Below are 26,848 nucleotides of genomic sequence, written 5' to 3'. Positions count from 1 at the left end.
TCCTTGCGGTACTGATTCTCGCCCCGGTCGACAGCCCGGCGAAACCGATCCGCACCGCGGTCCACCGCCGCCGGCTGAAGATGCTGGCCATTGTGGCGGTGCTGGCCGTGGCCGCCGCCCAGGCCGCTCTTCTGGCCGCCGCCGGGCCGTCCGGAAAGGAACTGGCGGCGGCCGCCGGCTTCGGCCTTTTGTGGCAGTCCTTCATCCTGACATCCGCGGGGCATGCCGTGATGCATGCGGCCGACCGTATTCTGGGGGGACGCCGGTCTGAAAAGGGCGTTTAGGGGGCACAGCAGCCCTCAGCGAAATCAGTTTACAAGGGGGTGAACGTGTGCGGCGGATCAAGTACCTGATTCTCACCGGGCTAACTGCGGCGCTGGTCCTGGTGGCCCAGGTGAGCGCGGCCTCGGCCTGTGCGTGGGCTCATTATCAGCCCGAGGTTCCGAACAAACTCGCAAAGTACTAGGCATACCGAGGTGGCGCGAAGCCACCTCACTTAAACTTTGGATCATGTAATCAGGTACGGGGGATTGCGCTTGCGCCGGATCGATGCCGAAAGAAATCAAATGGTCCGTGAAGCTCTGGGACTCGTTCTCGCCGCGCTATTTCTCATTCAACTCATTGCCTTTATTTCATACGCCGATTTTAGCATGGAAGGCTTTCTTGACTGGCGAGCCTTTTTCGGTGCTTTACTGTCCTTTACTCTCTTGGCGTTGATTATGTATCTCGCCGAAAAAGAGGATCTGGTGTTTCGGCGTCCTGAAAGTTTGGTTAATCCATGGGACTTGGTATACATCGGCATCCCGTTCTTTTTTGCAATAACTGTTATATCGCTGACCGGCGGACCTCACACCTCTCTCAAGTTCATGATGGCCATGCCGGTCTTCGTGGCCGCCGTTTTACGGGGGCGCGTCCTGGCTGTCCTGACCGGAGTGGTTGCCGGAGCCCTTATCATCGGTTGGAGCCTTTCCCCCGACAACCCCGATGTTTTGTTGCCCGATATACTGCTCGTTCTTCTCACACTTTCCCTCGGCTGGGCCTTCGGCGGGATCACCGACGCCGAAGCGGCGTACGCCGCGCGGCTTGAGGAAATGGCCGACCGGGACGACCTTACGGGGCTGTATAACCACCGCGGCTTCCGGGTACGGCTGCACGACGCCTTCGAGAAGGCCGCCATGGGTCAAGGCCCCCTGACACTGATTCTCGGCGACATTGATTACTTTAAGCTTTATAACGATTCTTACGGGTACCAGAAGGGCGACGAGGCGCTGGCCCGGATCGGGAAGATCTTCGCCGATACGGTAGGAGACCGGGGCGTTGCCGCCCGGTACGGCGGCGAGGAGTTCGGGGTCATCCTGTCGGGACAGACAGACGGGGACGGGTGCCGGCTGGCCGAGGAACTCCGGCGCGCGGTGGAGTCCAACTCCTTCTTCGGCTCGGGCACACAACCGTTCGGCAGGATCACCATGTCCTTCGGCGTCGCCACTTATCCCGTTCACGCGCACGACCTGAACGAGCTTACCAGCCATGCCGACCACGCTTTGTACCGGGCCAAGTTCGCGTCCAAAAACCGGGTCGAGGTCTACAGTTCGGTGCTCGATACGCTCTACGAATGTCTGAGCCAGGACGAACGGGACGCCCTGAACTCCATCCGCACCCTGGTGATGGTCATTAATGCGAAGGACCACTACACCTTCGGCCATTCCGAGCGCGTGGCCGATTACGCGGCGCGGCTCGGCAAAGAGGTGGGCGTGGCGGAGCCCGCGGTGCGGCAGTTGGCTTACGGAGCCTACCTGCACGACATCGGCAAGGTGGAGATCGACCGCACCGTACTTAACAAACAGGGCCCCCTGAGCGGGGAAGAGTGGGCGATTATGAGGCACCACCCCGTCTGGGGCAGCGAACTCGTTGAACCGATACCTTTCCTGCACGATCTCGTACCGGTCATCAAGTATCACCATGAGAACTACGACGGGAGCGGCTACCCCGAAGGCCTCAAAGGCGAAGAGATCCCCATCGAGGCACGCATTGTGCGCATCGTCGACTCCTTTGACGCCATGGTTACCGAGCGCCCTTACGGGATTAAGCGCACGCCCGAAGAAGCCTGCCGGGAGATCGAGAAAGGCGCCGGAACTCTCTACGACCCGGAACTGGCCCGGGTCTTTGTGACGATGTGCCCGGGCGACGAGGACCGGGCAGCAACATGATCCACTGTCACAAACGAGCGCCGGCCGGGATTTCAAGTCATGAAATTCCCGGCAAGGGGTGGGTGTGCCATGCACAGGCGTTTTCTCCTGGGCGTGACCGGTTTGGGGATCCTGGCGGCGTTGATGATCACATGTCTACTCCTTTGGCCCCGGGCGTCGGTGGCCCAACGCTCCCCGGAGCCGGCTGCCGCCGAACCCTCCACGTTCGCCTCGTATGATGAATTGGCCGGTTACCTGCGGGAGCAGACGGCCCTGGCCGAAAGGCTGGACGGGCTCTATTCCTTTTATGGCCCGCTGCGCGCCATGGACGCGGCAGGCGGGGCTGTGGGGGCGGCCGGGCAGGACATGGCGGCGCCGTCGGCAAAGGCGCCGGCGCCCGACCACTCGGCCACGAACGTCCAGGTGGCGGGAGTGGACGAGGCCGACATCGTGAAAACCGACGGGAAGTACCTCTACGTCCTGACGCACGACCGTATCGTAATCCTTGCCGCCTACCCGGCGGAAGGCGCCCGGGTGCTTTCCCGCGTCGAGTTCCCGGGCATGCCGCGTGAAGCCTTTATCGCGCACGACCGGCTCGCGGTTTTCGGGCAGGAGAGCGAGACCGGGGAGTTCCTGCTCCTGGTGTACGACGTCACCGACCGCGCCCGGCCGGTGTTGGAGCGGACGGTGCGCACGCCCGGGCAGTATGTGACCTCCCGCCTGATCGGCGATTGGTCCTACGTCGTCCTGAACGAGCCCGTCTTCCGGGCTATGGACGGCGCGGAGAAGCCGGCTCTGCCCCGGCTTGACGTGGACGGCGCGGAGCGGGTCGTGCCGCCCAGCCGCATCCACTACTTTGATGTCCCGGACCGCGCCTACCAGTATACCGTTGTCCTGGCGGTCAACGTCCGGGACAAGAGCCGCGACGTCACCGAAAAGACCTTCCTCACCGGCGTTTCGCAGAACGTCTTCGCTTCCCCGGACCACATCTACCTGACCGCCCCGAAGCCGCCGGACCTGGTACCCTACGCCGAGCGCTTCTTCGACGAACTGCGGCCGGTCCTGCCCCCGGAACTGCGGGCGAAGGTCGACGCCCTGCGGCGGTCCGGGGCCGGCATCGCGACCAAGCTTGACCGGGCGGAGACGATGGTGGACGAGTACCTGAACCGGCTTGACGCCCCCGGCGCCGCCGCCCTGGAGGCTAAACTCCGGGAGGCCTACCGGAAGTGGCAGGAAGAGGCGGCCCCGGAAATAGCGCGGCAGCGCGGCATGACCGTCATCCACAAGCTGGGCGTCGACGGCGCTGCCGTGACCTACCTCGGCCGGGGCGAGGTGCCCGGCCGGGTGCTGAACCAGTTCTCCATGGACGAGTACCGGGGCTGCTTCCGGATCGCCACCACCTCGGACGGGTTCAGCTTCACCGGGCCCTGGGTGACTCGCAACAACGTCTACGTGCTGGATAAGGACATGCGGACCGTGGGCCGCCTTGAGGGCCTGGCCGCCGGGGAGCGCATCTACGCCGCGCGGTTCATGGGCGAGCGATGCTACCTGGTGACCTTCCGCCAGGTGGACCCGCTCTTCGTCATCGACCTGCAGGACCCCGCCAATCCGAGGGCGCTGGGTGAGTTGAAGATTCCCGGGTACTCCAACTACCTGCACCCCTACGACGAAAACCACTTGCTTGGGATCGGCAAAGAGATCGCGGAGGGGCGGGAGGCCGGTCTCAAGATCGCCCTCTTCGACGTGCGCGACCCGGCGCATCCGAAGGAAACGGCGAAGTACGTGATCGAAGGCGCCGACGCGGATTCCCCGGCCCTGCGCGACCATAAGACGCTCCTCTTCAGCCGGGAGAAGCACCTCCTGGCCATCCCGGTCTCGACGTACCCGCCGTACCGGATTATGGCGCCCGAGGCGCGGATCTGGCCGCCGCCGCCCATTCGCGGCTGGCAGGGCGCCTACGTCTTCCACGTCGGGACCGACGGCATCAAGCTCAAGGGCAAGGTGCAGCATTTTACCGACCCGCGGCCGGACTACGCGCCGACGCCGGACACCGAGATCAAGCGCTGCCTCTACATCGAGGACGTCCTCTACACCGTGTCGGACCTGATGGTCAAGATGAACCGCCTGGACGACCTCGGGGAGGTCAACCGGGTGGAGCTTCCGTAACTTCCCGCCCGCGCGTCCTGCGGCGACCAGGGCCCGCCGGGCTTGACCCGGCGGGCCCCAATGGTATAGTGTAGGTGGTGACAGGCAACTTATGCCATATGCGGCAGGTTGGCGGCCGGAATGATGAGGGGGATGGGGGGTAAGAAAATGACTGAAGACCGCTTGGAGCAGATGTATGACATGGTAACCGAACTGATCCGCGTCGTTGGTAATACAAATGCGGCCGTGGAAGAGATGAGGGCCGATATCGGAGATATTCGGGATGAAATGGCGGAAATGAAAGCGGACATTGCCGGGCTCAAGACCGACGTGGCCGAGCTCAAGGCCGACGTGGCTCAGCTTAAAACCGACGTGGCCGAGCTCAAGACCGACGTGGCCCAGCTTAAAACCGACGTCGCCGGGCTCAAGGCCGACGTGGCTCAGCTTAAAACCGACGTCGCCGGGCTCAAGGCCGACGTGGCCCAGCTTAAAACCGACGTGGCCGGGCTCAAGGCCGATGTTGCCGGTATGAAGATCGACATCGCTGCATTGAAAGAGGGTCAGGTCCGGCTGGACGGGGCCATGCACGAACTGAAGGAGAACCATGCATCAATTTTTGAGATGCTGGGTGAGCACGACATCGCCATCAGATCGATGCGGAGGGAAGCCCGCTGCAGCGTGCGATGAGAACCCCCCTGCGGTCTCCTAAACCTTGCGGAAGATAAATATGTACTCGTGCTTAAAGACGTAGAAGCCGCCCGCCAGGGCGCGGTAGCGCCAGAGTTCCTGCTGTTGCCGCTTGCCCTTGGTCTGGTCGAAGTTCTTAACCACGATGCTTTTTAGGGACAGCCCCCGTTTCATCACTTCCTGCATGCAGTAAAACCCCAGGGGGATCCACTCCCCCCGGCGGTACTTGTCTCCGATGACGATCCCCACGTAACGACCCCGCCGCAGCAGGGGCAGGGTGTTGTCCAGCACCGCGCCGAACATTCCGAGGAATTCCTCGGTGGTCGCGGCGTTGGACAGGTCGTGCGGGTCATCGCCGAACCGGATGATGTCGTGGTACGGGGGATGCATCAGGTACAGGTCGACGGCGTCGAATCCCATCTCCCGGACGGCGGCCCGGAAGTCGTAGGAGCGGCTGTCTCCTGCGTCAAGCCGGGTCACGATACCGTACGGGTTCTCCTCGGACGCCACAAGTTCCCGCGCCTTCTCCACCATGTCCGGGTTAATCTCCACCCCCAGGCCGTGCCGCCCCAGCCGCCGGCATTCAATAAGGGTCGTCCCGCTGCCCACGAAGGGGTCGACGACCAGTTCCCCCTTCCTCGTATAGCGCAGTATGAGCTGGTGGGGGATCTGGGGGATGTAATTGCCCCAGTACCAGCCCAGGTGGGCGCCCGAAGTATCCCGGCGGTCGATGACCCAGAGGCTGTCCGTCAGGATTTCGTCATAGTCCTTCCAGCGGCGGAGGTTGATGTCGTTGATGCCGCTGGTCTTGACCTCCGTGAACCCTTTCCGCAGCCGCTCGGCGTAGTAACGGGCGCGTTCGAAGGTGTAGGCGTCAAGGATCTGCCGGATCTCCTCCAGCAGGGGCCCGATTTTCAGGGGCATCCCCTCGCCGTCAACGGGATCGACCAGTTCGGCGTCCCGGCCCTTGAGAGCGGAGTTGAGCGAGGCCGCTTCCGCCTTGAGTGCGGCGAGGTTCGCCTGGTTGGCGAGTGTGCCGATGCGCTCCAGGAACCTGGCGCGGCTGACGATGAGATATTCCTGCGATTCGTGGTTGTTCTTGTTTGGTTCCAAGAGGCGAACTCCTTTCCCGCTGACAACAGGGTCCGATTCTCCACAGAATTCAACAGCCGGCGGGGGGTATCCTCCCGATTCAAGCTTTTTGAATCGGATCCCCCCTGCGACAAAAACGTTAACCTTACCCGGCAGGGGTTTGATACCGCCCCTTGAAGCTAGACTGGTGAAGCAGCAGTATACAATGCAAGGGATGGTGACCGGCTTGGCACAGAACGTAACGCAAAAGATCCTTTCGTCCCACATCGTCAGCGGGGAGTTGGCCCCGGGACAGGAGATCGGCATCCGTTGTGACCAGACCCTTACCCAGGACGCCACCGGGACGATGGTCTATCTCCAATTCGAGGCCATCGGCGTACCCAGGGTGAAGACGGGGCTATCCGTGAGCTATATTGACCACAACACCCTGCAGGCGGGCTTTGAGAACGCCGATGACCATCGCTTCCTGGCCAGTGTGGCCGCCAAGTACGGCATCCGCCTTTCGCGGCCCGGGAACGGCATCTGCCACCAGGTTCACCTTGAACGCTTCGCCGTGCCGGGGCAGGTCGTACTGGGTTCGGACAGCCATACCCCCACCGCCGGGGGGCTGGGGATGCTGGGGATCGGCGCCGGGGGGCTGGACGTGGCGGTGGCCTTAGCCGGCGCCCCTTATTACCTCAAGGCACCGAAGGTGGTCGGCGTACGGCTTGTCGGCCGGCTCCGGCCCTGGGTCGCGGCCAAGGACGTCATCCTGGAGGTGTTGCGCCGCCTGCGGGTCAAGGGAGGCGTGGGCAAGGTTTTCGAGTATTTCGGGGACGGCGTGGCCACGCTCTCGGTGCCGGAGCGGGCGACGATCACCAACATGGGCGCCGAACTCGGGGCGACCAGTTCGGTATTCCCCAGCGACGAGCAGACCCGAGCCTTCCTGGCCGCCCAGGGGCGGGAGGCGGACTGGATCCCGCTGGCGGCCGACCCGGGAGCCGTTTACGATGAAACCGTCGTCGTCAACCTCGACGAACTCGTGCCCCTAGTGGCTAAGCCCCACAGCCCGGACAATGTCGTCCCGGTGGCCGAAGCGGCGGGGACGCCGGTGCAGCAGGTGGTCATCGGCAGCTGTACCAACTCTTCGTATAAGGACATGGCGACGGTGGCGGCCATCTTGAAGGGCCGGAGGATCGCCCCGACGGTAAGCCTGGTCGTGGCGCCGGGGTCCCGGCAGGTCCTCAAACAGATGATCGCCGCCGGAGTCCTGGAGACCCTCGTCGACGCCGGGGCGCGGATCCTCGAGGTGGCCTGCGGCCCGTGCAACGGCATCGGCCAGGCTCCGGCCTCGGGCGCCGTTTCGGTGCGGACGGTGAACCGCAACTACCGCGGGCGTTCCGGCACGCTCGACGCCCAGGTCTACCTGGCCAGCCCGGAGGTGGCGGCGGCCGCCGCGCTGACCGGGGTCCTGACCGACCCGCGGGACCTCGGGCCGTACCCCGCCGTTGACCTGCCGGCGGCCGTTCTGGTGGACGACTCGATGATCCTGCTGCCGCCCGCAGACGGGTCGGCGGTGGAAATTGTGCGCGGGCCGAACATCAAGCCCTTCCCGGCGACCGCGCCGCTGCCGGAGGACCTTTCCGGTCGGGTCATGATCAAGCTCGGGGACAACATCAGCACCGACGACATTATGCCGGCCGGCGCCCACCTGCTGTCGTTGCGCTCTAACATCCCGGCGATGGCCAGGTACATCTTCTCCCGGGTGGACCCGGAATTCGACCGGCGCCTGGAGCAGCAGCCCGGACCCTGGTTTGTCCTGGCGGGCGAGAACTACGGCCAGGGTTCCAGCCGTGAGCATGCGGTGATGGCCCCCCTGTCCCGCGGGCTGAAGGGCGTCATCGCCAAGTCGTTTGCCCGCATCCACCGGAACAACCTGATCAACTTCGGGATCCTGCCGCTGGCCCTGGCGGACCCGGAAGACTACACCCGGATCAGCGAGGGGGACGAACTGGAACTGAAGGGCAGCCGTTCGGCCCTTTCTTCGGACGGGCCGGTCGTGCTGGTCAACCGCACCAAAGGCCTGGAAATAGAGGCGCGGTGCGAGCTGAGCCCGCGCGAACGGGCGATTCTCCTGGCCGGCGGGCTGCTCAACTACGTGCGGGAGCAGGATAACTAGAACATATTCCAAAGAGGACATGCTCCCGGCTGCGGAGAATAGCCAACGCAGCCGGGAGAGTGAGAAGGGTGCGTAATCTTGATTACCTGCGGGCGTTCATCGCCGTCGTCGACGAGGGCAGCTTCAAAGAGGCGGCGCAGCGGCTGCACGTGGCACCGGCGACTGTCAGCTTCCGCGTCCAGTCACTGGAAAAGGAACTCGACGCGACACTGCTGATCCGCAAGGGGCATGCCTTTGAACTGACCCCGGAGGGGCGCCATACCTACGAACGGGGCAAGGACCTGCTGCTCCTGGAAGGACAGATCCGTGACTATATTGACAACCGGCGGCAGCGGGGATGCGGCCGGGTCCTGGTGGGAAGCGGCCGCACGACGGGGAGCTACCTGATGCCCGGCATTATCGCCGATTTCAACCGCAAACGGCCGGATATTCAGATTGAACTCCAGATCGCCAGTTCGCGGGAGACGATCCGCAAGCTTCTAGAGAACCGTATTGATATCGCCGTTTTAGGGGCGTTTTTCGCCCACGAGGATCTTGAAATCGTCAGTTTCCTGAGCTACGAGCTGTTGCTGGTGGTCTCCCCCCGGCACCCCCTTGCCGCCCGCGGGACGGTGGCCGTTTCCGAGGTCCTGGAGCACCCTATGGTAATGAGGGAGAAGGGTTCCCTAACACGCCAGCTCTTTGAGAAGGGGTTGCGGTCTCTTCCGGGCCACCCCGGAGAGCCGAAGGTGGCCATAGAACTCAACAATACCGAGGCGGTAAAAGGGGCCGTGCGGAACGGGTTGGGCCTCGCGTTCGTCTTCCCCTGGGCCGTAGAGAACGAGGTGGCGGCGGGGAACCTGGTCCGCGTCCCGGTTCGGGACTTCAATGTGAAGCGCGAGGTCTTCATCGCCTATAACCGCCGCTGGGGTTTGCACCGGGCGGCGCAGGCTTTCTGGCGTTTCCTGGAATCACGGTCGCGTCGCCGACGATAGCCGCCGGCGGCCGGGGCAAATCCTGGCCTGGCTTGTGACGATGGGAGCATGCGGTATGGCGCTGACCTGCGTGGAGAGGCAAATTGCAGGAAAACGGGCGTCTGTTGTCGAAAAAGTTTATAAATTGGGATGAGGTGAGGTCGGAGTGGGTACCCGGACGGGAAAAACCATCCTGGTGTCGGGCAATGCCCAGTTGCCCCGGGCGACGACGGCCTATGAAACGGTGCGCATGGTCACCGCCGTGCTGGAAATTGACTGGGAGAGCGAGGAGATCGTTAACGCCGATTTCTCTTTGTACTCGAAGGTCTCCGTGGAGTTCCTCCGTAAGCTGACGGTGGGGTATTGTCTGAAACAGGGCATCGAGCCTTTGACGGAGACCGTGCAAGAGAGGTTCCAGGCCTTCTCCCAGGGGGCGGTGATCAGGGCCCTGCAGGCGGCCTACGAGCGTTACCGCGCCTCCCGGGTCAAGACGCTGACGCAGCAGGTTGGAACCCGGGCCACATGAGTTAAAGTCTACATTTGACAAGTGCATATAGCGCTGTTACCTATGGCAGGGGGCCGTAACCCTTTCTGTGTTTAGTAGGTAGATCTCAGCGAACAGGCGGAACCCGCAAAACGCGGGGTGGATCGTCGTGTGGCTGAGATTTTTTTTGCGATCCGAGCAGGAAGGGGGGTGGCAGCGCCATAGGAATGGTTGGTTTCTGATCCTGGACCCACGGCTGTGATTTAAGACCAAACCAAGGAGGAGTTAAGTAATGAAACCCAGCGATCATTTTGCCAAAGCGGCACGCATCGAAGAGACAATGCTGAAGAAACTGGACGTGCATGAGGATTACGAGACCGTGATCGAAAACTGCATGCTCGCGGGAACCCACTGGCTGAATGGCATTCTGCACAAACTCGGCGTTACCGAGGAAGGGTTCGACCTCCTTCACTCCGACAAGCCCGCGCTGAACCGCGAGGTCAACGGCGAGGTCAAGGAAATCCTGGCGGCCATGAAATACATCGAGGACCTGCGGCCGTACCACGTACGCGGCGTCGACCCCTACCGGCCGGAACTGGGGGACAAGTGCATGGAGTGCTACCACAAGGTTAAGGAGTTTGCCGGCAAGCTGCAGTAGTTCGTGCACAGGGGGAAGAGAGCCATTTCGTAACTGGAGGGATTACGGTGAGCGAAGCTGTCAACCGCTGTCGCGTGCTGGCGGAATTCATCGCCGGCCTGAAATACGCAGACATTCCCGCGGAAGTCATTGAGAAGGAGAAGGGCCACCTCCTGGACGGCCTGGGCAACGGGCTTTACGGCGCCGTTTCCCCGATGGGGGAAATGGTCGTCCGTTACCTGCAGCGGTTCCCCACGCCGGGCGAGTCCGTGGTCTGGGGCACCCCGTACAAGGTCAACTGCATGCAGGCGGCCTTCGCCAACGGGTCGTTCGCCAACGTCGCCGAACTGGAGGACGCACACCACCGCACGAAGTTCAAGCCCAACACTGTCCTCGTGCAGGCGGCCGTCGCCGCGGCCGAGCGGTTGGGCGCGGGCGGCCGGACCCTCCTGACCGCCCTGGTGGCGGCGAACGAGATCTGCATCCGTATCGCCGAGGCGACGCACGTGGGCAAGGAGGGTTACGCCCGGGGCTGGATCTCCACCAGTTCGATCGGCACCTTCGGCGCGGCGGCCGTGACGGCGAAGATGCTCGGCCTGACGGCGGAGCAAACCGCGGAGGCACTCTCCCTGGCCGGGAGCCAGCCGAGCGGCATCTGGTCCGGCGGGCTTTCCATGAGCAAGCGCGTGCTCATCGGGAGAGCGGCGGAGAACGGCATCGCCGCGGCGTTTATGGCGGCCGAGGGGATCACCGGCGGCGACCTGATCTTCGACGGGAACTGGGGCAACATCGGCCACATCATTTCGGACGTGTATGAACCGGAACTGATCACCAGGGACCTCGGGAAGCACTGGAAGACCCTGGAGATCGGCCTCAAGTGCTACCCGACGAAGGGCGGCGCCCACTCGGCCATCGACGCGCTCCTGGACATCCTGCGGCGCGAGCCGGTCAACGCGGAAGACGTGGAAGGCATCCTCGTCCGCACCACGACCGGCGTCGCCGGCAACAAGGCCCTGCACCACTTCCCGCCGACGAACTACTTCGAGGCGCAGAACAGCGTCCCGTTCATCCTGGCGGTGACGGTCTTCGACCGCGCCTGCGGCCTGGACCAGTTCAGCGAGGAGAAGTACCGGGACCCCAGGATCCTGGAGCTGGGCAGGAAGGTCCGGATGGTCCCCGAGCCCGAAGCGGACCGGATGCCGCCGACCGCCAAGACGGCCTTCGTGGACGTGACCCTGAAGGACGGGCGCGTCCTGACCAGCCGTGTCGACTACTGCAGCGGCGAGCCCCAGAACCCGCTCAGCAAGGAGCGCCTGGAGGAGAAATTCCGCAACGTGGCGCGGTTCGCGCTCGATGAGCCGGCGATGGCCGCCGTGATCAAGGCGGTCGACGACCTGGACAAGCTCGCCGACGTACGCGAGTTGACGAAACTGCTTCAGGTCGCCGGGTAGGAGGAGGGGCAATCGTGACTTCGTTTCTTGGTCTGTTGGAACCATCACGGCCGCTCGTGGACTGGGCGAAGCTGATGGGGCTGCGCCGGGAGCGGGCGCGGCGGATCATGGCCGAAGAGGGCCTGGACGCCATTCTGACCAACGCCGTGGACAACGTCATCTACCTTACCGGCTGGCCGCGGCACCGGACCAGCGTCTACCCCGGTTCTTACGGCGTGCTGTTCATCAAGGACAGGGAACCCGTGATCTTTGCCTCCGAGGGGGACTCGGGGGCCGTGCTGAAGGACCGGGCCTACGCCGATATCCGGGTGCTCCCGCCTTACCAGAAACCCTGGCCGACCCTCTTCGGGCAGGTCTTCGAGGAGTACAAGCTCGGCGGGGCCGTCGTCGGCCTGGACACGAAGATGAGCACCTCGCTCCACAACAATATCGTCAAAGCCTTCCCGTCGATGCGCTTCGCCGACGCCACCGCGGCGCTTAACCGCATGCGGATGGTGAAGAACGCGGAGGAGATTAAGGCCTACGAACACACGGTCAGCCTGGTGGAGGCCGGAATGAACACGGCCATCCGGATGGCCAAAGAAAGCTGGGGCCGTTACACCGAGGTCGAGATCACGGCTCAAGCGCAGTACGAGATGCTGCGCCGCGGCTGCAACACCACCGACCTCTGGTGCACCTCCGGCCAACGCGCGGCTCCCGTACGGCGCTATGCCACGGACAAACCGGTCCGCGGCGGGGAACTGGTGGTCATCGACGGGCCCGGCTCGTTCAACGGCTTCCGCTCCGAGTTCGCCCGCACCGTCTGGACCGGCGGCCGCCCGGATCCGGAGGTTAAGCTCATTTACCGCACGGTTTACAAGGCCCTCGAGGCGGCCCGGACGATTATGAGGCCCGGGACCAGGACGTCGGCCCTGGAGGAGGCCTGCCTGGGCGTGGTGCGGGAGGCCGGCCTGGAGAAGTATTACGGCGGCTACCCCTACACCGGCCACGGCATCGGCATCCGGCAGGAGCCGCCGTACATCACCGCCCGCTTCCCTGAGCTTGATGCCGTCCTTGAGGAAGGGATGATCATCAACCTTGAGCCCGGCATCTGGAAGGAAGGGGTCGGCGGGGTACGGATCGAGGATACCTTCCTGATCACCGGAGACGGGTACCGCGTATTGAGCAGGGCGCCCTATGAGGAGGACCTGCTGGACTAAATTCACAAGAGGTGTGCGCAATGGACTGGGATAAATTGTTGGAAGGCACGAACCTGAGCGGTTACAAGACCGGCGGCCATGGGCGAAGGACCGGTTTCGGCCGCAAGCCGGCGATTATCGTCGTCGACATCATTAACCTCTATGCCAGCAAGCGCTTCGCCCTGGGGCACGGGGACAACACCCAGGCGGTCATCGACGCCAACGCGACCCTCATTGAGGCCGCGCGCAAGAAGGGCGTGCCGGTCTTCTACTGCAAGGTCGGCCTGCGGTCCACCCCGGCGGAGAAGGGCATCTGGGGCGAGAAGGTCGGCGGGGCGAAGGACATCACCCCCGAGGCCGACGAGGTCGTCGCCGAGCTGGCTCCCCGGGAGGGCGACGTCATCATTACCAAGAACAAGGCCAGCGGCTTTTTCGGGACAAACCTGGCGGCGATGCTTCATTACCTCGGGGTCGACACCATCATCGTCACCGGCCTGACGACCAGCGGCTGTGTCCGGGCGACCGTCGTCGACGGCTTTTCCTACAACTTCCGGGTCGTCGTCCCCGTGGAATGCGTGGGGGATCGCATGGACCTGGTGCACAAGGTCAGCTTGTTCGACATGGACATGAAGTACGCCGACGTCGTGGGACTGCAGGAGGTCCTCGACTACTTCGAGGGCCTGACCGCCCAGCCGGGCTACATGTTCACGTAAGGGAGACCCGGTAAGCGGGAGGAGGCATGCGGATGGCCGTCCTGGTTACGGGAAGCAGCGGATTTCTGGGCGCGCACATCGTGCGGGCGCTGGTGGAGGCGGGGGAAGAAGTCGTCGGGTACAGTCTCGAAGAGCCCTATCCCCCGGCGCTGACTCTGCTCGGCGCGGGGCGCTCCCTGTTTCGCTTCGTGCGGGGCGACATACTGGACGGCGGCCTCCTCGGAGATAACCTTAAGCGGTTTAACATCCGGTGCGTGATCCACGCCGCGGCGGTCAACGGCGAGCCGGCGGCCCGGTCCGATCCGGGTAGGGCCTACGCCGTCAACGTCGGGGGGACGGCCCAGCTCCTCGCCCTGGCCGCCGGGAGGGAAGTGCCGCGGTTCATCTACGTCGGGTCCGGCACGCAGTACGGCCCGCGACCCGACCGGCAACCCCTCAGTGAGGACGACCCCCCCGCGCCGCGGGGCGTCTACGCCACCACTAAGCAGATGGCCGAGACGCTGGGGATCGCCTACGGCGAAAAGTACGGCCTGGAGTTTATCTCGATGCGGGTTTCGGCCCCCTATGGGCCGATGGAGCGCACCCACCCCGGCCCGGTGCACGTCCAGTTCTGGTGCCGCGCCGCCCTGGAGGGGCGGCGGGTGGAACTGGCGTACGGCGGCGACCATCCCCGGGACTTTACCTTCGCGGGCGATGTCGCCGCGGGCCTGCTGGCCGTCCGCCGGGCGAAGAAGCTGGACCATAAGGTCTATAACCTTTCGTCCGGAAGGGCCCATACGCTCGGCGAGTTGGTCAGGGTTATCAAGGATCTCGTTCCCGAAGCGGAGATCACTATCGGCTCCGGCATTCTACCGGCGGACGATCGGACGCGTACCAGCTTCCGCGGGCCGCTGAAGATCGAACGCCTCCGACGGGAGGTGGGTTTTGCGCCGAGGACGGATTTATCCCAAGGTGTGGCTCTCTATCTGCGTTGGTTGCGGGAACATCCATGGTGAATTCGGCAATAACCCGGGGGTTAAGGTTCCAATCATTATTCATTGCATCAAGAAGGAGGCGACTTCAAGATGATGCGTAAGCGGACGAAGATCCTGGCCCTGGCGGCAACGGTTCTGCTCGTGACGGTTGCGCTGCTGGCGGCCGGCTGCGGCGGCGGCGCGAAGGAACAGCCCGGCGACAAGAGCGGTGCGGACGCGCAAAAGGATTGGCCGAAGGGTGTTATCTGGTCGGGCTCGGCCCTGGGCGGGGCGCACTACATGTTCGGTTCGGCGCTGGCTCAGGTTGTGCAGAAACACATGAACGTCCCGATGCAGGTGGAGGCCTCCGGCGGCCCGTGGCAGAGCATGGACCTGATCAACAAGGGGCAGGCCGACTTCGGCCCGGCCCCGGGCGCCAGCGCCTGGGAGGCGTATAACGGAGAGGGCAAGGCCAAAGGCGCCAAGTACGACAACCTGCGCGCCGTGATGCCGATGTTCCCGCAGTACATGCAGTGGTGGACCACGCCGGACAGCGGCCTTAAAAGCTTCCGCGACCTCGAGGGGAAGCGCGTCGACATGTCCGGCCCCGGCAGCTTCCTGAACGACTACGGACGCAAGCTGTTCGACTTCTTTGACGTGAAGCCGGCCCAAATCACCAACCTGGCCAACTTTGAGGACGCCAACCAGCGGTTCATCGACGGCCAGCTCGACGCCGTCGGGGCCTGGAGCGGCATCCCCGCGCCGCCGGCCCAGGAGATGTGCACGACCCGCGGCGCCAAGGTCTTTGGTGTCCCGAAGGAAGATGGCGAGAAGTTCATTAAGGAGTACCACGTCCAGCTCGGCGTCATCCCCGCAGGCACCTACAAGGGGCAGACCGAGGACATTGAGACCCTGGCCGACTGGACCTTCGTGGTGACCCACAAGGACATCTCGGAAGACTTCATCTACAACCTGGTCAAGACGGCCTTTGAGAAGAACCCGGAACTGGTGGCGGCCTATAAGGCTTCGGTGGACTCCAAGGCGGAAAACGCGAAGTACACGACCATTCCCATGCATCCGGGGGCCGTTAAATACTATCGCGAGATCGGCATCGAGCTGCCCGAGGTGGCCATTCCGCCGGAAATGAAGTAACTCCGGGACGCTGTCGTCGAGTTGGTGACTGTCGGTGACCGCCGGCGGTCACCAACTTCCCGTATCCGAACCGCTAAGGATGTGATGGCCATAATGTTTAAATGGAAACGACGAAAGGACGATAGACCTCCTTGTACGGCCTCGGCGGGACCGTTACAGGCCTCCCGGGAGTCAACGGACGAGACGGCCGCCGGCGGGTCGGAGGTCCTGGACAGCGATTCCAGGATCGTGCGGTTGCGCAGCTTGAAAGGGCCGGCGGGGAAAATCGTCTTTTCCCTCGGGCTGGCCCTGACCCTGTTTGAGCTTTACTCGCTGTATATCGACCCGCTGGATCCATGGTTGTTCCGAAGCGGGCACCTCGTGTTTGCCTCGCTTCTTATCTTTATGCTCATTCCCGGCAGTGCCCGGTCGCCCCGCGAGCGGGTTTCCTTGGGCGACGTCGTGTGGATGGTCCTCACCGTTTCCACCATAGTGTATATGGTTGTTGATTTCGACGGGCTGCTGTTTCGCGCCGGCGGCGGTTCGCCGGAGACTCTCGACATCGTCTTCGGGGGGATCGCCGTCCTGGTGGTGCTGGAGGTCATGCGCCGGACCAGCGGCATCGCGCTGCCGGTCATCGCGGTGGCCTTCATTGCCTACGCCATCATCGGCCCCTTCCTGCCGGGACTGTTCTGGCACCGGGGTTATTCCCTGGAGCGGGTGATCAGTTTCCTCTACAGTCCCGTTGGCATTTACACGATCCCCTTGGGCGTGTCGGCGCAGTATGTGTTTATCTTTATCCTGTTTGGGGTCTTCCTGCAGCGCTCCGGCGCCGGAGACCTCTTTGTCAATTTGGGCCTGGCCTTAACCGGGCGTACCAGGGGCGGCCTGGGGAAGGTCCCAATCGTCTCCAGCGCGCTCTTTGGCACGATCTCCGGGGCAGCCGTGGCCAACGTCGTCGTTGACGGTTCCATTACGATCCCGGCTATGAAAAAGGCCGGGTTTTCCCCGGGGATGTCGGGCGCCATTGAGGCCGTGGCTTCCACCGGTGGGCAATTGATGCCCCCCGTAATGGGCGCGGCGGCCTTTTTAATGGCCGAAGTCCTTGGCATCTCGTACGGGAGCATTGTCGTCGCGGCGGTCATCCCAGCTCTGCTCTACTACATGAGTCTTTACTGGATGGTGGATTTCCAGGCAGCCAAAACGGGTCTGGGTTCGGTCAAAGGCGGCCTGCCCTCGCTCAAAAAGCTGATCCGGGAGCAGGGCCACCTGCTCATTCCCCTGGTAGCCTTGATCTTCGTCCTGGTGGGCATGGAGTCCACCCCGAACCGGGCGGCGATCATCGCCATTGCCCTAACCCTGGTGGCGAGCTGGTTGAGCAAGGCCACGCGGATCGGCCTGCGGGATATCGTGGAGATTTTCGCGTCGGCCGGGCGGGGCATCATGGAGATCGCGGCCACCACCGCCGGCGCCGGTATCGTCATTGGCATTCTCTCCCTGACCGGCCTGGGACTGAAGGCGGCCAACATCATCCTCGCCTATGCCGGAGACAACCTCTTCCTGGCCCTGTTTTTCAGCATGATCATCTGCCTGATCCTGGGGATGGGCGTGCCCACCGTGGCCGCATACGCGACCGCGGCGGCCGTTATTCCGCCGGCGCTGGTGCAGATGGGGGTTCCCGAACTGGCGGCCCACATGTTCATCTTTTACTTCGCGATCCTGGCGACCATTACCCCGCCGGTGGCCATCGCCTCCTTCGCCGCCGCCGCCATTGCCCGGGCCAGTATGTGGGACGTGGGCTGGACAGCGCTCAAGGTCGGCCTGGCGGGGTTTATCGTCCCCTACATGTTTGTCTACAGCCCGGCTCTGCTGGCCCAGGGGGATCCGCTGCACATCGGGTTGGCTATCGTGTCCGCGCTGATCGGCGTTACGGCGCTTGCCGGAGCCATCCAGGGCTGGTATTGCGGGACCCTGAACACGGTGGCCAGGGTGGCGCTGTTCATTGCCGCCATGTTGCTGATTAAACAGGGGCTGACCACCGACATCATCGGCTATGGCATCTTTATCTTGGTCACGGCGATGCAGATTATGAGCCGGAAAAAGCCGGTGGGGAAGGCGCAGGCGGCGACATCGAGGAGCGCGCCGGCACAGGCCGGCGCCGAGTAGACCGTGAGCCCCCTGGATGATCTTACCCGTCGCCGCTACATCCTGTTCTGTTACGCGATCAGCTTTGTGCACTTCGCGCAGTGGCAGGGGCTTTCGCCGTTTGTGCCGATTTACGCCACGGAGTTGGGCGCCACGCCGGCACAGGCGGGGCTGGTGGTTTCGCTTTTCGGCGCCCTGCCTTTCCTGCTGGCGATACCGGCGGGTGTGCTGGCGGACCGGGTAGGACACCCCATCCTCTTTATTCTAGGCACCGCCGGCACGGGGGCAGCCGGGCTGGTCCTGCAGCGCGCCGATGGACTATGGACCCTTGGCGCGGCGGTCGGCCTTATCGGCGTGAGCCAGCTTCTGATCGTTGTCGGTGCCCAGACGTTCATCGCCGTCGCCGCGCCGGACAAAGACGCCGGGTTTGGGTATCTCACTCTGCTGATCGGTCTGGGACGCACCGTGGGGCCCGTCCTTTGCGGTTGGGTCAAGGAGTTCTCAGGTTATCACGCCGTGTTCACGGGTTTTCTGGCCGTGAGTCTGCTCCCCGTACTTTTGGCCCTTTTTCTTCCGCGCGGAGAATGGAAATCCCGCCACACACGGGGTACGGGGGATCGAAAGTCAAACTGGGTTACCATTCTGGTCGGCGGCTCGCTGACGGCACTCTATTGCAGTTTTGCGATTAACATCGCCATCGGGGCTTATGATTCGGTCTATGCCCTGTACCTGCACCACCTGGGTTTGGGAGCCGGAGCCATCGGTTTGCTCTTTTCGGTACAGAACGCCACATCGATCTTTATTCGTCCCCTGATCGGGTGGACCGTCCGGCTGCTGGGGCGTTATTGGCTCCTGGCGCTGGCGATGCTCGGCAGTTTTGTGGGACTGGCCTCGACAGTCATCGTCGACACCCTGCCGTTGCTGGCCCTCTGTGCGGGGCTGTTCGGCCTGGCAAAAGGGGCCAGCCAGCCGGTCACCATGGCCATTATTGCGGACAGCGTACCGGTGGAGCGGCGCGGGACGGCTATCGGTGTCCGCATCTCGGTTAACCGGCTGGGGCAGACCATCAGCCCCGTCATCCTGGGCGGCATCGCTGGCGCGGCGGGCTTCCCGGCCGCTTTCCTGGGGGCCGGTACGGTGCTCTTGATCGGGGCGGCCGCAGCGCTCCGTCCGGCGTTGATGGGTACGGGGTTGGAACGACCCTCGGCAACCCTCGGCGGCAATACGGGTCATAAGGGGTGAACAGGGGATGCATGTAGGCATCCTGTCCAAATCAAGGAACACGATAGAGTACCTGCGAGACGAACTGGCAGACCATCAGTGCACGGTGATCAGGGACCGGGCACAACTCGAAACGGTCATCGGACGGCTCGACGTGCTGGTGACCAGCAGCATGGGCTTTCATCTGCACTACATTGACAAGGAAATCCTCCGTCGTGCCGGAACCCTCAAGCTCATCCAGCAGTTCGGGGTGGCGAGCGACGTCGTCGACGTGGCCTGCGCGGCGCGGCTGGGCATCCCGGTGGCCAACATCCCCGGGCTGAACACCGTGGCCGTGGCGGAACTGGGGATCTACCTGATGTTCGCTCTGGCGAAGAGGGCGCCGCTGGCCCGCCGGGTGCTCGCAGAGGGCCGCGTAGGTGAGCCGGTCTGTTCCGAGCTGGCAGGGAAGACCCTGGGAGTCGTCGGCCTGGGGCGCATCGGGACGGCTGTCGCCCTGCGGGCGCGCGGACTTGGGATGCGCGTCATTGCCGTAACGGGCGAGCCGGTGCCGGGAGCGGCCAAGGCGCTCGGGATCGACTGGGTCCGGGAGCCGGACGAACTGCCCGTGTTACTGGCCGAGTCCGACTATGTGATGTTGGCCTTGCCGCTTACCCCCCGGACCGAGGGGTTGATTGGGGAGAAAGAACTGGGGCGCATGAAAAAGGGAGCGTACCTGATAAACATCTCCCGCGGGCCGCTGGTCGACCGTGAGGCGCTGACGGCGGCGCTGGAGAGCGGGAAGCTGGGCGGTTTCGCCGCCGATGCGCTTTGGGAAGAACCGGCCGACCCGGCCGACCCCCTGCTGGCCCGGCCGGATGTCGTTGTCACTCCCCATATCGGCGCGACCACTGAAGAGGTCCTCCGGGCGACGGCGGTCGCGGTGCGGGAAAACATCGAACGCCTGATGCTGGGAGAAAAGCCCCGGTACATAGTAAACAGGCTGAATAGCGTTTAAATCTCCCAATCTCTGCAGGATTTTCCTCCCCCGCGTCGAAAGGCCTAGGAAATTAGGATGAAGGCAAGGGGCGCGAGCATTTGCCGGAAGCGGGGAGCGAGCAACTAAAGGATTTCTTTTTCGCCCGCTACCAGGTCGTCCTGGAGGCCGGGGAGCAGGGGCTCTTGCTCCCGCCCTACAAGGGCTCGACCCTGCGCGGGGGGTTCGGCCGGGTCTTCCGGCGTATCGCCTGCTCCCAGCGGCAGGCCGAGTGCCCGCGCTGCCTGCTTAAAGAAGCCTGCCCCTATGCGTACATTTTTGAAACATCCCCGCCGGGGGACGCCCAGGTACTGAAGAACCTGGAGGCCGTCCCCCGGCCGTTCATTTTGGAGCCGCCCCTGGAGACGAAGGCCGAATACCGGCCGGGGGAGAGCCTGATCTTCGGTCTGGTCCTGGTCGGGCGGGCGGTGCAATACCTGCCGTACTTCATTGTCTGCCTGGACGAACTGGGCCGCGAGGGGATCGGCAAGGGCCGCCGTCCGTACACGCTCCGCGAGGTGCGCGCCCTTGACCGCCACGGGGCGGTGCATGCCGTCTTCAGCGACGCCGACCGGACGGTGCGTCCAGTGCCGGCCGCCATTCGCGGCGAGGACCTTTTCGCCCGCGCCCGCCTGCCCGGGGGATGGACACGCCTGGGGCTGGAGTTTCTTACCCCGACCCGCCTAAAACACCAGGACCGCTGGGCGAACCGCGCCGACTTCCACGTCCTGATCCGCGCCCTCCTGCGCCGCCTATCATCCCTGGCCTACTTCCACCACGGCTGGGAGTGGCAGGCCGATTTCACCGGGCTGATCGCCCGCGCCGAGGCGGTAACCACGGTGCGCGAACAAACCCGCTGGGTAGACTGGGAACGGTACTCGGCGCGGCAGGAAGCGCGCATCGCCCTTGGCGGCCTGGTAGGACCGGTCGTCTACGAGGGGGATCTCGCCGAGTTCCTACCGTTCATCCTCCTCGGGGAGCACGTCCACGTCGGCAAGGGCGCCGTCTTCGGCATGGGCTGGTACACCCTGGCCGAGCCCGCGGAGGCGGCGGTGGGCTAAATATATCACCCCGACAGTAAGCGTCGGAGTAGATGGTTTATAATCCAGCAAACAATCGGCGCCGCTTTCTGGCGGGGAACCGGAGGTGGCGGGGATGGGTATGGGTATGGGGAAGAACGGTTCCGGCCTCTCCCTGGAACGAAACAGCCTCTGGCGGATCTACAAGATCGACCAGTACGTCCGTGCCGGCCTGTATCCCAACGTCCCCTGGCTGGTGGAAAAGCTGGAGGTCAGCGCGCGCACGGTGGAGCGCGACATCGCCTGCATGCGGGACCTGATGAGCGCTCCTATCGTGTACAGCAAGCGGCGCAACGGTTACTACTACGCCCGGAATGACTTCCGCCTCCCCGGGATAACCCTCGCGGAGGGGGAACTGGTCGCCCTCTTCCTGGGGCAGAAAATCCTCAGCCAGTGCCGCGGAACGCCTTTCGAGGTGGCGGTCCGCAGGGCCTTTCACAAGATCTGCATGGCCCTGCCCGATGAGGTCACCGTGAACCTGGGGTTCGTGGAGCAGACCATCTCCTTCGGCATCAATCCCCCGCGCGGTGACGAGGCCGCCCTGCTGCAGACCTACCACCAGCTGACCGAGGCCATGCGCGCCCGCCGCAGCATCCGCATCACCTACTACACCGCCAGCCGGGACGACTGCGCCGAGCGCCTGGTCGACCCCTACCACCTGCACTTCCGCGACGGCGCCTGGTACCTCATCGGCTACTGCCACTGGCGGCGGGAAGTGCGCATCTTCGCCCTGGACCGCATCCGGCAACTCACCGTCACGAACGTCAGCTTCATCCCGGATAAAGACTTCAACATCGTAGGATACCTGGGCGACAGCCTCGGGATTGAGCGCGGCGGCGGCCTGCACGCCGTGGCCGTGCGCTTCGACCGCGAGCAGGCGCGGTACGTCCGCGAACGGCAGTGGCACCCCTCGCAGGAGATTGAAGAGCTGGACAACGGCGGCCTCATCCTGCGCCTCAACGTCGCCGGCCTGGGCGAGGTCAAACGGTGGATCCTCTCCTTCGGCGCCCACGCCGAGGTCCTGGAACCGGAGACCCTGCGCCGGGATGTGGCCGCGACGGCGGCAGCCCTGGCGGGGGTGTACGGAAGCGGCGGGGGGGAGGAGTAGAAGCGGGGCAGCCCAACGGTTTACCGGGATTGGTTTCACCTCTTGTTTTATTACGGGAGTTAGCTCCCCTACGGGCATTTATTGAAGGTTGATGACTGGACGACGGGGCCATCCTTGCAGAGAACCGCATTAGGGGAAGCATCATATGGCAAACGATGCCAGCCAGGACTTCTGTAGTGGCTCCGCTTGGGGGGATTGCGTTCATGCGTGTACTGCGCATTACTTACCGCGCCTTGGCCTACGTCGCCGGCGGCGCGGTCCTGGCCGTCGTCTTCTCGCCGTTGCTTCTGTTCGGTCTGGTCTGCCTTGCAGGTCTGGCGGTTTTTTTGGCGATTGTCTTCGGCCTGGCCCTCGGCCTTGCTGCCGTCTGTGCCTTAATATTCGAATCCCTGGTCGGCCTGCCCTTTTGGCTGGGGATGTGCTTGGCCGGCACGGGGGCGGTGGCGATGACGGCGTACCTCCTGATATCAGGCTTCAATGACGGGGATGGGAAGGCAGATAAACGTCAAGACCAGGGGTGGTCCGGCTTGTGTCGGTTGATGAGTTGGCTGATCGGTTTATGGGCTGCCAGCCAGCTACTGGACAGGGAACCCCTGGAATAGACCGGAATCGGCTTTAGGTTGGGCTGGCAAGGGCATCTGACATGTCCCCTATTTTGCGGGTCATCTGACGTAACTTCAACAATAGAATTCTTTCAGTCCTCTTTTGCGGGGTAAAGGTATCGATAGGCGTAAACCAATGGACAGTCTATGTTGCCATTATGTGTTAGGCATCACTCCTCCAATTTGCGAATAACGTAGACTGACTATGTCTTCAACAATCAAATTGGGTGGTGATACAAACAATGCAATTCATTATACAAATAATGGCGCAACTAACGCTACTTCTGCTAAGTGCAGCTGTTGTACTCATTGTAATTGCCTACTTGACAAGCCATAACCAGTAAATCCATATGTTTGTTCTCAGAGAATATGTCTTGTGAGAGGTAGGTTACCTATGAGCGACGTCAGAAAAACTGATGAACTGAACGCGTTGTTCCGGAAACTGATGGGCGACTCCCAAGTTTCCTTGTATCGGTTTCAAGAAGAGGCTGCCGCGGCGTTGCTCAATGGGGCGAGCATCATTCTCCGTGCGCCAACCGGGGCCGGAAAGACGTGGGCCGTGCTGCTTCCGTTTCTCCTGGCCAAACAAATCGGCAGGCCTGTCGCGGATAGGGTTCTCTACGCTTTGCCGTTGAGGTCCCTGGCGTCGCAGCTTTACGCCTCGACCCTTGACTCCTGCCGCAGGGCGGGATGGGTTGTGCATTCGAGCAAAAGCCATGAGACCGGCCTTTCCATTAGCATCCAGACGGGGGAGCAGCAAGATGACCCGTTCTTCCAGGGTGACATTGTCTTTACCACCATTGACCAGCTACTGTCATCCTACCTGCTGTCGCCTGTCTCCTTACCCTCCCGCCTAGCCAACATCAATGCCGGAGCCCTGATCGGAAGCCTGGTTGTCTTCGACGAGTTCCACCTGCTCGATCCCGACCGCTCGATGGTCACGACCATCGAAATGCTCGACCGCCTTAGACTCTATTGTCAATTCGTACTGATGACCGCTACCCTGTCCGACTTCAGTGTCCAGTGGCTCGCCAACCGCCTGGGCGCCCGGGTTATCAGCCCTAGCGATGCGGAGTTCGCAAGCTTGGAAAAGCGGAAAAAACGGGGTCCGACACGGCGCAAATGGATCGTGGAACAAGGTGCCCTGACGGCGGAGGCCGTTCTTTCCGAGCACCTGAATGCCGGCGGCGGGCGCACCTTGGTGTTGGTGAACACCGTTGATCGGGCACAGGAACTGTACAAGGAACTAAGTGAGAAGCTGAGCGAGGTGAAGAAGGAGGGTGTCCGCCTCTCCTTGCTACACTCCCGCTTCTATCGTGAAGATCGGATGGACAAGGAACAGGATGTGGTGGACCGTCTCGGAAAGTCCAGCCAGGATATGCCTGAAAACTTTATCCTCATCAGCACGCAGGTAGTCGAGGCCGGGATGGATTTCTCCGTGGATGCTCTGCATACCGAACTGGCTCCCATGAATAGCCTCGTTCAGCGTGCAGGGCGCTGTGCGCGCTATGGGGGGGATGGAGCCGTTAAGGTTTATGCTCTAGACTCTTACCCTCCGTACGGTGAGGCAGAGATGGCAGGAACGTGGGCGGTACTGACGGCGATGTCGGGGGAAGTCCTGACCGCTCAGGATGAACAGCGTGCCGTTGACGAGGTACACGGCCCGATTGAGAGACGGGTTCTAGAGAGCATCAATCTCAACGAATGGCGCACGAAGATCAACAAGACGATGGACGGTATCCTTCGTAACGCCCACGAGGAGCTCATACGGGATGTGGACAGCATCAATGTCCTTGTCATCGCCGAGCCGGAAAAGGTGCGCTTTGACCGGCAGGGGGAGTGGCCGGAGACGCTATCCGTGCCGACTCGTTTCCTGCGCGGCTTTCTGAAGCGCGTGGCGGGCGATGAAACCGGGAACTGGGTTGCCAAGGTGCCCGTGGCTGCCGATGCCCACGGGGGCGAACAGTACGCGGGTTTGCGCTTTGACTGGAAGCGGTTTGAGCCCGGGGAGACCGCCTTGACCTGGCTCGTCGCCATCCACCCCGATCACGCCCACTATTCACGGGAACTGGGGCTAAGACTGGGGGAAGCCGGTGAACGCTCGAAGGTCCGATACGTGGTGCACAGTGTCCAGGCGTGTTACCACTACCGCTGCGAGACCTACGTCGAGCACATCCGGCTGGCCCTTGAAGAGCTCTATCGACTGTCGGCAGCCGCCACCTGTGCGCGGAAACGCCTTGCAGACGAAACCGGCGTGCCGGGCGATATCATCCAGCAGGCTGAACGGCTGGCGGTTATCCTCCACGACACCGGCAAGCTAGGCGTGAAATGGCAAGAACAGATCAAGGCCTGGCAGAAGGCCAAAACCCCTGATAGGGCTCTGGATGAACCGCTGGCGCATTCTGACTATGACCCTGAGACGGATTGGGAGCCGATTCAGAAGCACGGGCGACGGCCCAACCACGCCGTGGAGGGGGCTTACGCGGCGTCAGTGTATCTCTATGATCTTTTCCCCGACAGGGCGGAGTTGGCCGCTTGTGTTCTCACCGCCGTTGCCCGGCATCACAAAGGGGATGCTTCCACTTTGCAGGATTTCCGGCTCATTCCCAATGTCGCCGCAGTAATGAACCCCTTGCTTTCTGGTCTGGGGTTGCCCCCTGTGCAGAGGCTGGCGGACCAACCGGATCCTGATCTGTGCGGCAAGAACGGCCGGTTTTCGCGGGAGTTGGTGGCCGCTCTGCGGGAAGAAGACCGACCATGGCTACCCCTATACTGGCATCTGGTTCGTTTACTACGCCTTGCCGACCAGGCGGGGAGCGCGAAAGGAGGGAGAAACAGTGAGGTATGAGATCCCCAAGCGCACGATGACCTACGCCGATTCCCTGGAGGCGATCGGTCTGGCAAGCTTGTTGCAGGACATTACGGGAAAGGGGGTGCAGGTGCGCGACAGTGGCGACCGGTTTGTCCTGGACCCCGGCGATTTGCCGCCTCTTGCAGACTGGCCGCCCGTTAGACCGGGCTATCCCTTCATTTACATCAAGAGTGACGGACAGCGGCCTTCGGGTGAGGTCCTGGATTATGAAAGGGAAAGGGAGAAGGCCGAACAACTCCGCGAGTTCCGGCGCGCCACCGGCAAAAAGCGCGAGGCGCTTCTGCGAGCCTTGGCCGAGCAAGGTCTGCCCGAACCACCGCAACCCTCGGCCGAGTACGGGATGGCTGTGTTCTTGGCGTCCATGCGCAAAGGCTGGTCATCGGACAAGCAATTGTACCACTGGATTATTCAGGATCCCCGCCGGGCGGCCCTATGGACTGCTTATCACCTTGGAGTCACCGGTCAGAAAGCGGATGCTCCCGAGGTCAGCAACAGCCAGGTCTTCAATCCGATTTCAGGAAAGGGCGTCCATCGCCCCAAACCGGATTCGACCACCCCCGGCAGCATTTCGGACAAGGTAATAAATCCTTTTGCCGAATGGATGAAAATCCGGGGCACCTTCCGTGCCATGCTTCCGTACGGACAGAGCGGGAACTTCAAGGTGTTCGTTATCGAACCGGGTAACATCAAACTGGATCAGTTGGAATTCCTGCGCTACGAACTCCTGAAGTACCAGCTTTGGGGCGGTGTACGCCTGGACATTGAAGCGGCTTTGCGCCTGACCGAGTTGCTGATTCTTCACTCTGACGTCATGGATGGGGGCATTCTTCTGCGGAGGAGGAGACCGGCCGAGGTGGTGCGTGGCCTGCACCAGGCCTTTTTCCAGAGCTTAGGAACCGCCGCGGCCCTGATGAACTATTCATTCACGACTCTGCCGTCCTGGTTTGCGATTAATGATCGGGATGATGCCAACGCTTTCATCGTGGTGATCCGTGAGCACATCGGTGACAAACAGCGCGACGGGGTGACCGGTTGCCT

23 protein-coding genes are annotated in these 26,848 nt (G+C 62.9%); 22 read left to right on the top strand and 1 reads right to left on the bottom strand.

The features are described 5' to 3' along the window. The 5 genes from QMC81_09065 to QMC81_09045 all read left to right on the top strand — a co-directional run. A partial coding sequence (locus QMC81_09065; protein ID MDI6907617.1) for an accessory gene regulator B family protein occupies positions 1-284 on the top strand: 284 nt, incomplete at its 5' end. Between the two features lie 47 nt (positions 285-331). Continuing rightward, the gene (locus QMC81_09060) at positions 332-466 is read left to right on the top strand and encodes a cyclic lactone autoinducer peptide (GenBank protein ID MDI6907616.1); all 135 of its coding nucleotides are present in this window, start codon (positions 332-334) and stop codon (positions 464-466) included. A 409-nt stretch (positions 467-875) separates the two neighbouring features. Next, positions 876-2,207 (top strand): diguanylate cyclase, encoded by a 1,332-nt coding sequence (locus QMC81_09055; protein ID MDI6907615.1) that lies wholly within the window; start codon positions 876-878, stop codon positions 2,205-2,207. Positions 2,208-2,276: 69 nt separating this feature from the next. Continuing rightward, positions 2,277-4,352 carry a beta-propeller domain-containing protein gene (locus QMC81_09050; GenBank protein ID MDI6907614.1) on the top strand — a complete coding sequence of 692 codons (2,076 nt, stop codon included), beginning with the start codon at positions 2,277-2,279 and terminating at the stop codon, positions 4,350-4,352. 147 nt (positions 4,353-4,499) lie between these two features. Continuing rightward, positions 4,500-5,018: a hypothetical protein gene (locus tag QMC81_09045; GenBank protein ID MDI6907613.1), complete on the top strand. Its 519-nt coding sequence runs from the start codon at positions 4,500-4,502 to the stop codon at positions 5,016-5,018. 18 nt (positions 5,019-5,036) lie between these two features. Here QMC81_09045 and QMC81_09040 read toward each other — a convergent pair whose 3' ends face one another. Next, the gene (locus tag QMC81_09040; protein ID MDI6907612.1) at positions 5,037-6,131 is read right to left on the bottom strand and encodes a DNA methyltransferase; all 1,095 of its coding nucleotides are present in this window, start codon (positions 6,129-6,131) and stop codon (positions 5,037-5,039) included. Positions 6,132-6,336: 205 nt separating this feature from the next. On the opposite strand from QMC81_09040, the gene QMC81_09035 reads away from it, so the two are divergent. The 17 genes from QMC81_09035 to QMC81_08955 all read left to right on the top strand — a co-directional run. Then, positions 6,337-8,268 carry an aconitate hydratase gene (locus tag QMC81_09035; protein ID MDI6907611.1) on the top strand — a complete coding sequence of 644 codons (1,932 nt, stop codon included), beginning with the start codon at positions 6,337-6,339 and terminating at the stop codon, positions 8,266-8,268. 68 nt (positions 8,269-8,336) lie between these two features. Beyond that, positions 8,337-9,242 (top strand): LysR family transcriptional regulator, encoded by a 906-nt coding sequence (locus QMC81_09030; protein ID MDI6907610.1) that lies wholly within the window; start codon positions 8,337-8,339, stop codon positions 9,240-9,242. Between the two features lie 145 nt (positions 9,243-9,387). After that, a complete protein-coding gene (locus QMC81_09025) occupies positions 9,388-9,747 on the top strand; it encodes a DUF3870 domain-containing protein (protein MDI6907609.1) in 360 nt (119 codons plus the stop codon). Positions 9,748-9,997: 250 nt separating this feature from the next. Next, positions 9,998-10,363, top strand: a complete 366-nt coding sequence (locus tag QMC81_09020; GenBank protein MDI6907608.1) for a hypothetical protein — start codon at positions 9,998-10,000, stop codon at positions 10,361-10,363. Between the two features lie 47 nt (positions 10,364-10,410). Beyond that, on the top strand, positions 10,411-11,793 hold the full coding sequence (locus QMC81_09015; protein ID MDI6907607.1) for an MmgE/PrpD family protein: 1,383 nt from the start codon (positions 10,411-10,413) through the stop codon (positions 11,791-11,793). A gap of 14 nt (positions 11,794-11,807) precedes the next feature. Then, positions 11,808-12,992, top strand: coding sequence for a Xaa-Pro peptidase family protein (locus tag QMC81_09010; protein ID MDI6907606.1), 1,185 nt, complete (start codon positions 11,808-11,810; stop codon positions 12,990-12,992). A gap of 20 nt (positions 12,993-13,012) precedes the next feature. Further along, positions 13,013-13,684, top strand: a complete 672-nt coding sequence (locus QMC81_09005) for an isochorismatase family protein (GenBank protein ID MDI6907605.1) — start codon at positions 13,013-13,015, stop codon at positions 13,682-13,684. Positions 13,685-13,716: 32 nt separating this feature from the next. Continuing rightward, complete coding sequence (locus QMC81_09000; GenBank protein MDI6907604.1) at positions 13,717-14,679, top strand: NAD(P)-dependent oxidoreductase; 963 nt, start codon at positions 13,717-13,719, stop codon at positions 14,677-14,679. 69 nt (positions 14,680-14,748) lie between these two features. Further along, entirely contained in the window at positions 14,749-15,789 is a 1,041-nt protein-coding gene (locus QMC81_08995) for a TAXI family TRAP transporter solute-binding subunit (protein MDI6907603.1), read from the top strand. A gap of 93 nt (positions 15,790-15,882) precedes the next feature. Next, positions 15,883-17,934, top strand: a complete 2,052-nt coding sequence (locus tag QMC81_08990; GenBank protein MDI6907602.1) for a TRAP transporter permease — start codon at positions 15,883-15,885, stop codon at positions 17,932-17,934. Between the two features lie 3 nt (positions 17,935-17,937). Continuing rightward, positions 17,938-19,155, top strand: coding sequence for an MFS transporter (locus tag QMC81_08985; protein ID MDI6907601.1), 1,218 nt, complete (start codon positions 17,938-17,940; stop codon positions 19,153-19,155). A gap of 7 nt (positions 19,156-19,162) precedes the next feature. Beyond that, positions 19,163-20,131 carry a 2-hydroxyacid dehydrogenase gene (locus QMC81_08980; protein ID MDI6907600.1) on the top strand — a complete coding sequence of 323 codons (969 nt, stop codon included), beginning with the start codon at positions 19,163-19,165 and terminating at the stop codon, positions 20,129-20,131. An 80-nt stretch (positions 20,132-20,211) separates the two neighbouring features. Beyond that, positions 20,212-21,210: a CRISPR system precrRNA processing endoribonuclease RAMP protein Cas6 gene (gene cas6 / locus QMC81_08975; GenBank protein MDI6907599.1), complete on the top strand. Its 999-nt coding sequence runs from the start codon at positions 20,212-20,214 to the stop codon at positions 21,208-21,210. Positions 21,211-21,304: 94 nt separating this feature from the next. Further along, positions 21,305-22,336 carry a WYL domain-containing protein gene (locus QMC81_08970; protein MDI6907598.1) on the top strand — a complete coding sequence of 344 codons (1,032 nt, stop codon included), beginning with the start codon at positions 21,305-21,307 and terminating at the stop codon, positions 22,334-22,336. Positions 22,337-22,539: 203 nt separating this feature from the next. After that, complete coding sequence (locus QMC81_08965; GenBank protein ID MDI6907597.1) at positions 22,540-22,938, top strand: hypothetical protein; 399 nt, start codon at positions 22,540-22,542, stop codon at positions 22,936-22,938. A gap of 445 nt (positions 22,939-23,383) precedes the next feature. Continuing rightward, entirely contained in the window at positions 23,384-25,786 is a 2,403-nt protein-coding gene (gene cas3 / locus QMC81_08960) for a CRISPR-associated helicase Cas3' (GenBank protein MDI6907596.1), read from the top strand. Continuing rightward, positions 25,776-26,848: hypothetical protein (locus QMC81_08955; GenBank protein ID MDI6907595.1), on the top strand; the 1,073-nt coding region annotated here is incomplete at its 3' end. The genes cas3 and QMC81_08955, both read left to right, overlap by 11 nt.

The organism is Thermoanaerobacterales bacterium, from assembly GCA_030019475.1.
GTDB lineage: Bacteria > Bacillota > Desulfotomaculia > Desulfotomaculales > JASEER01 > JASEER01.
This window is presented reverse-complemented; position numbering and strand designations above follow the sequence as displayed.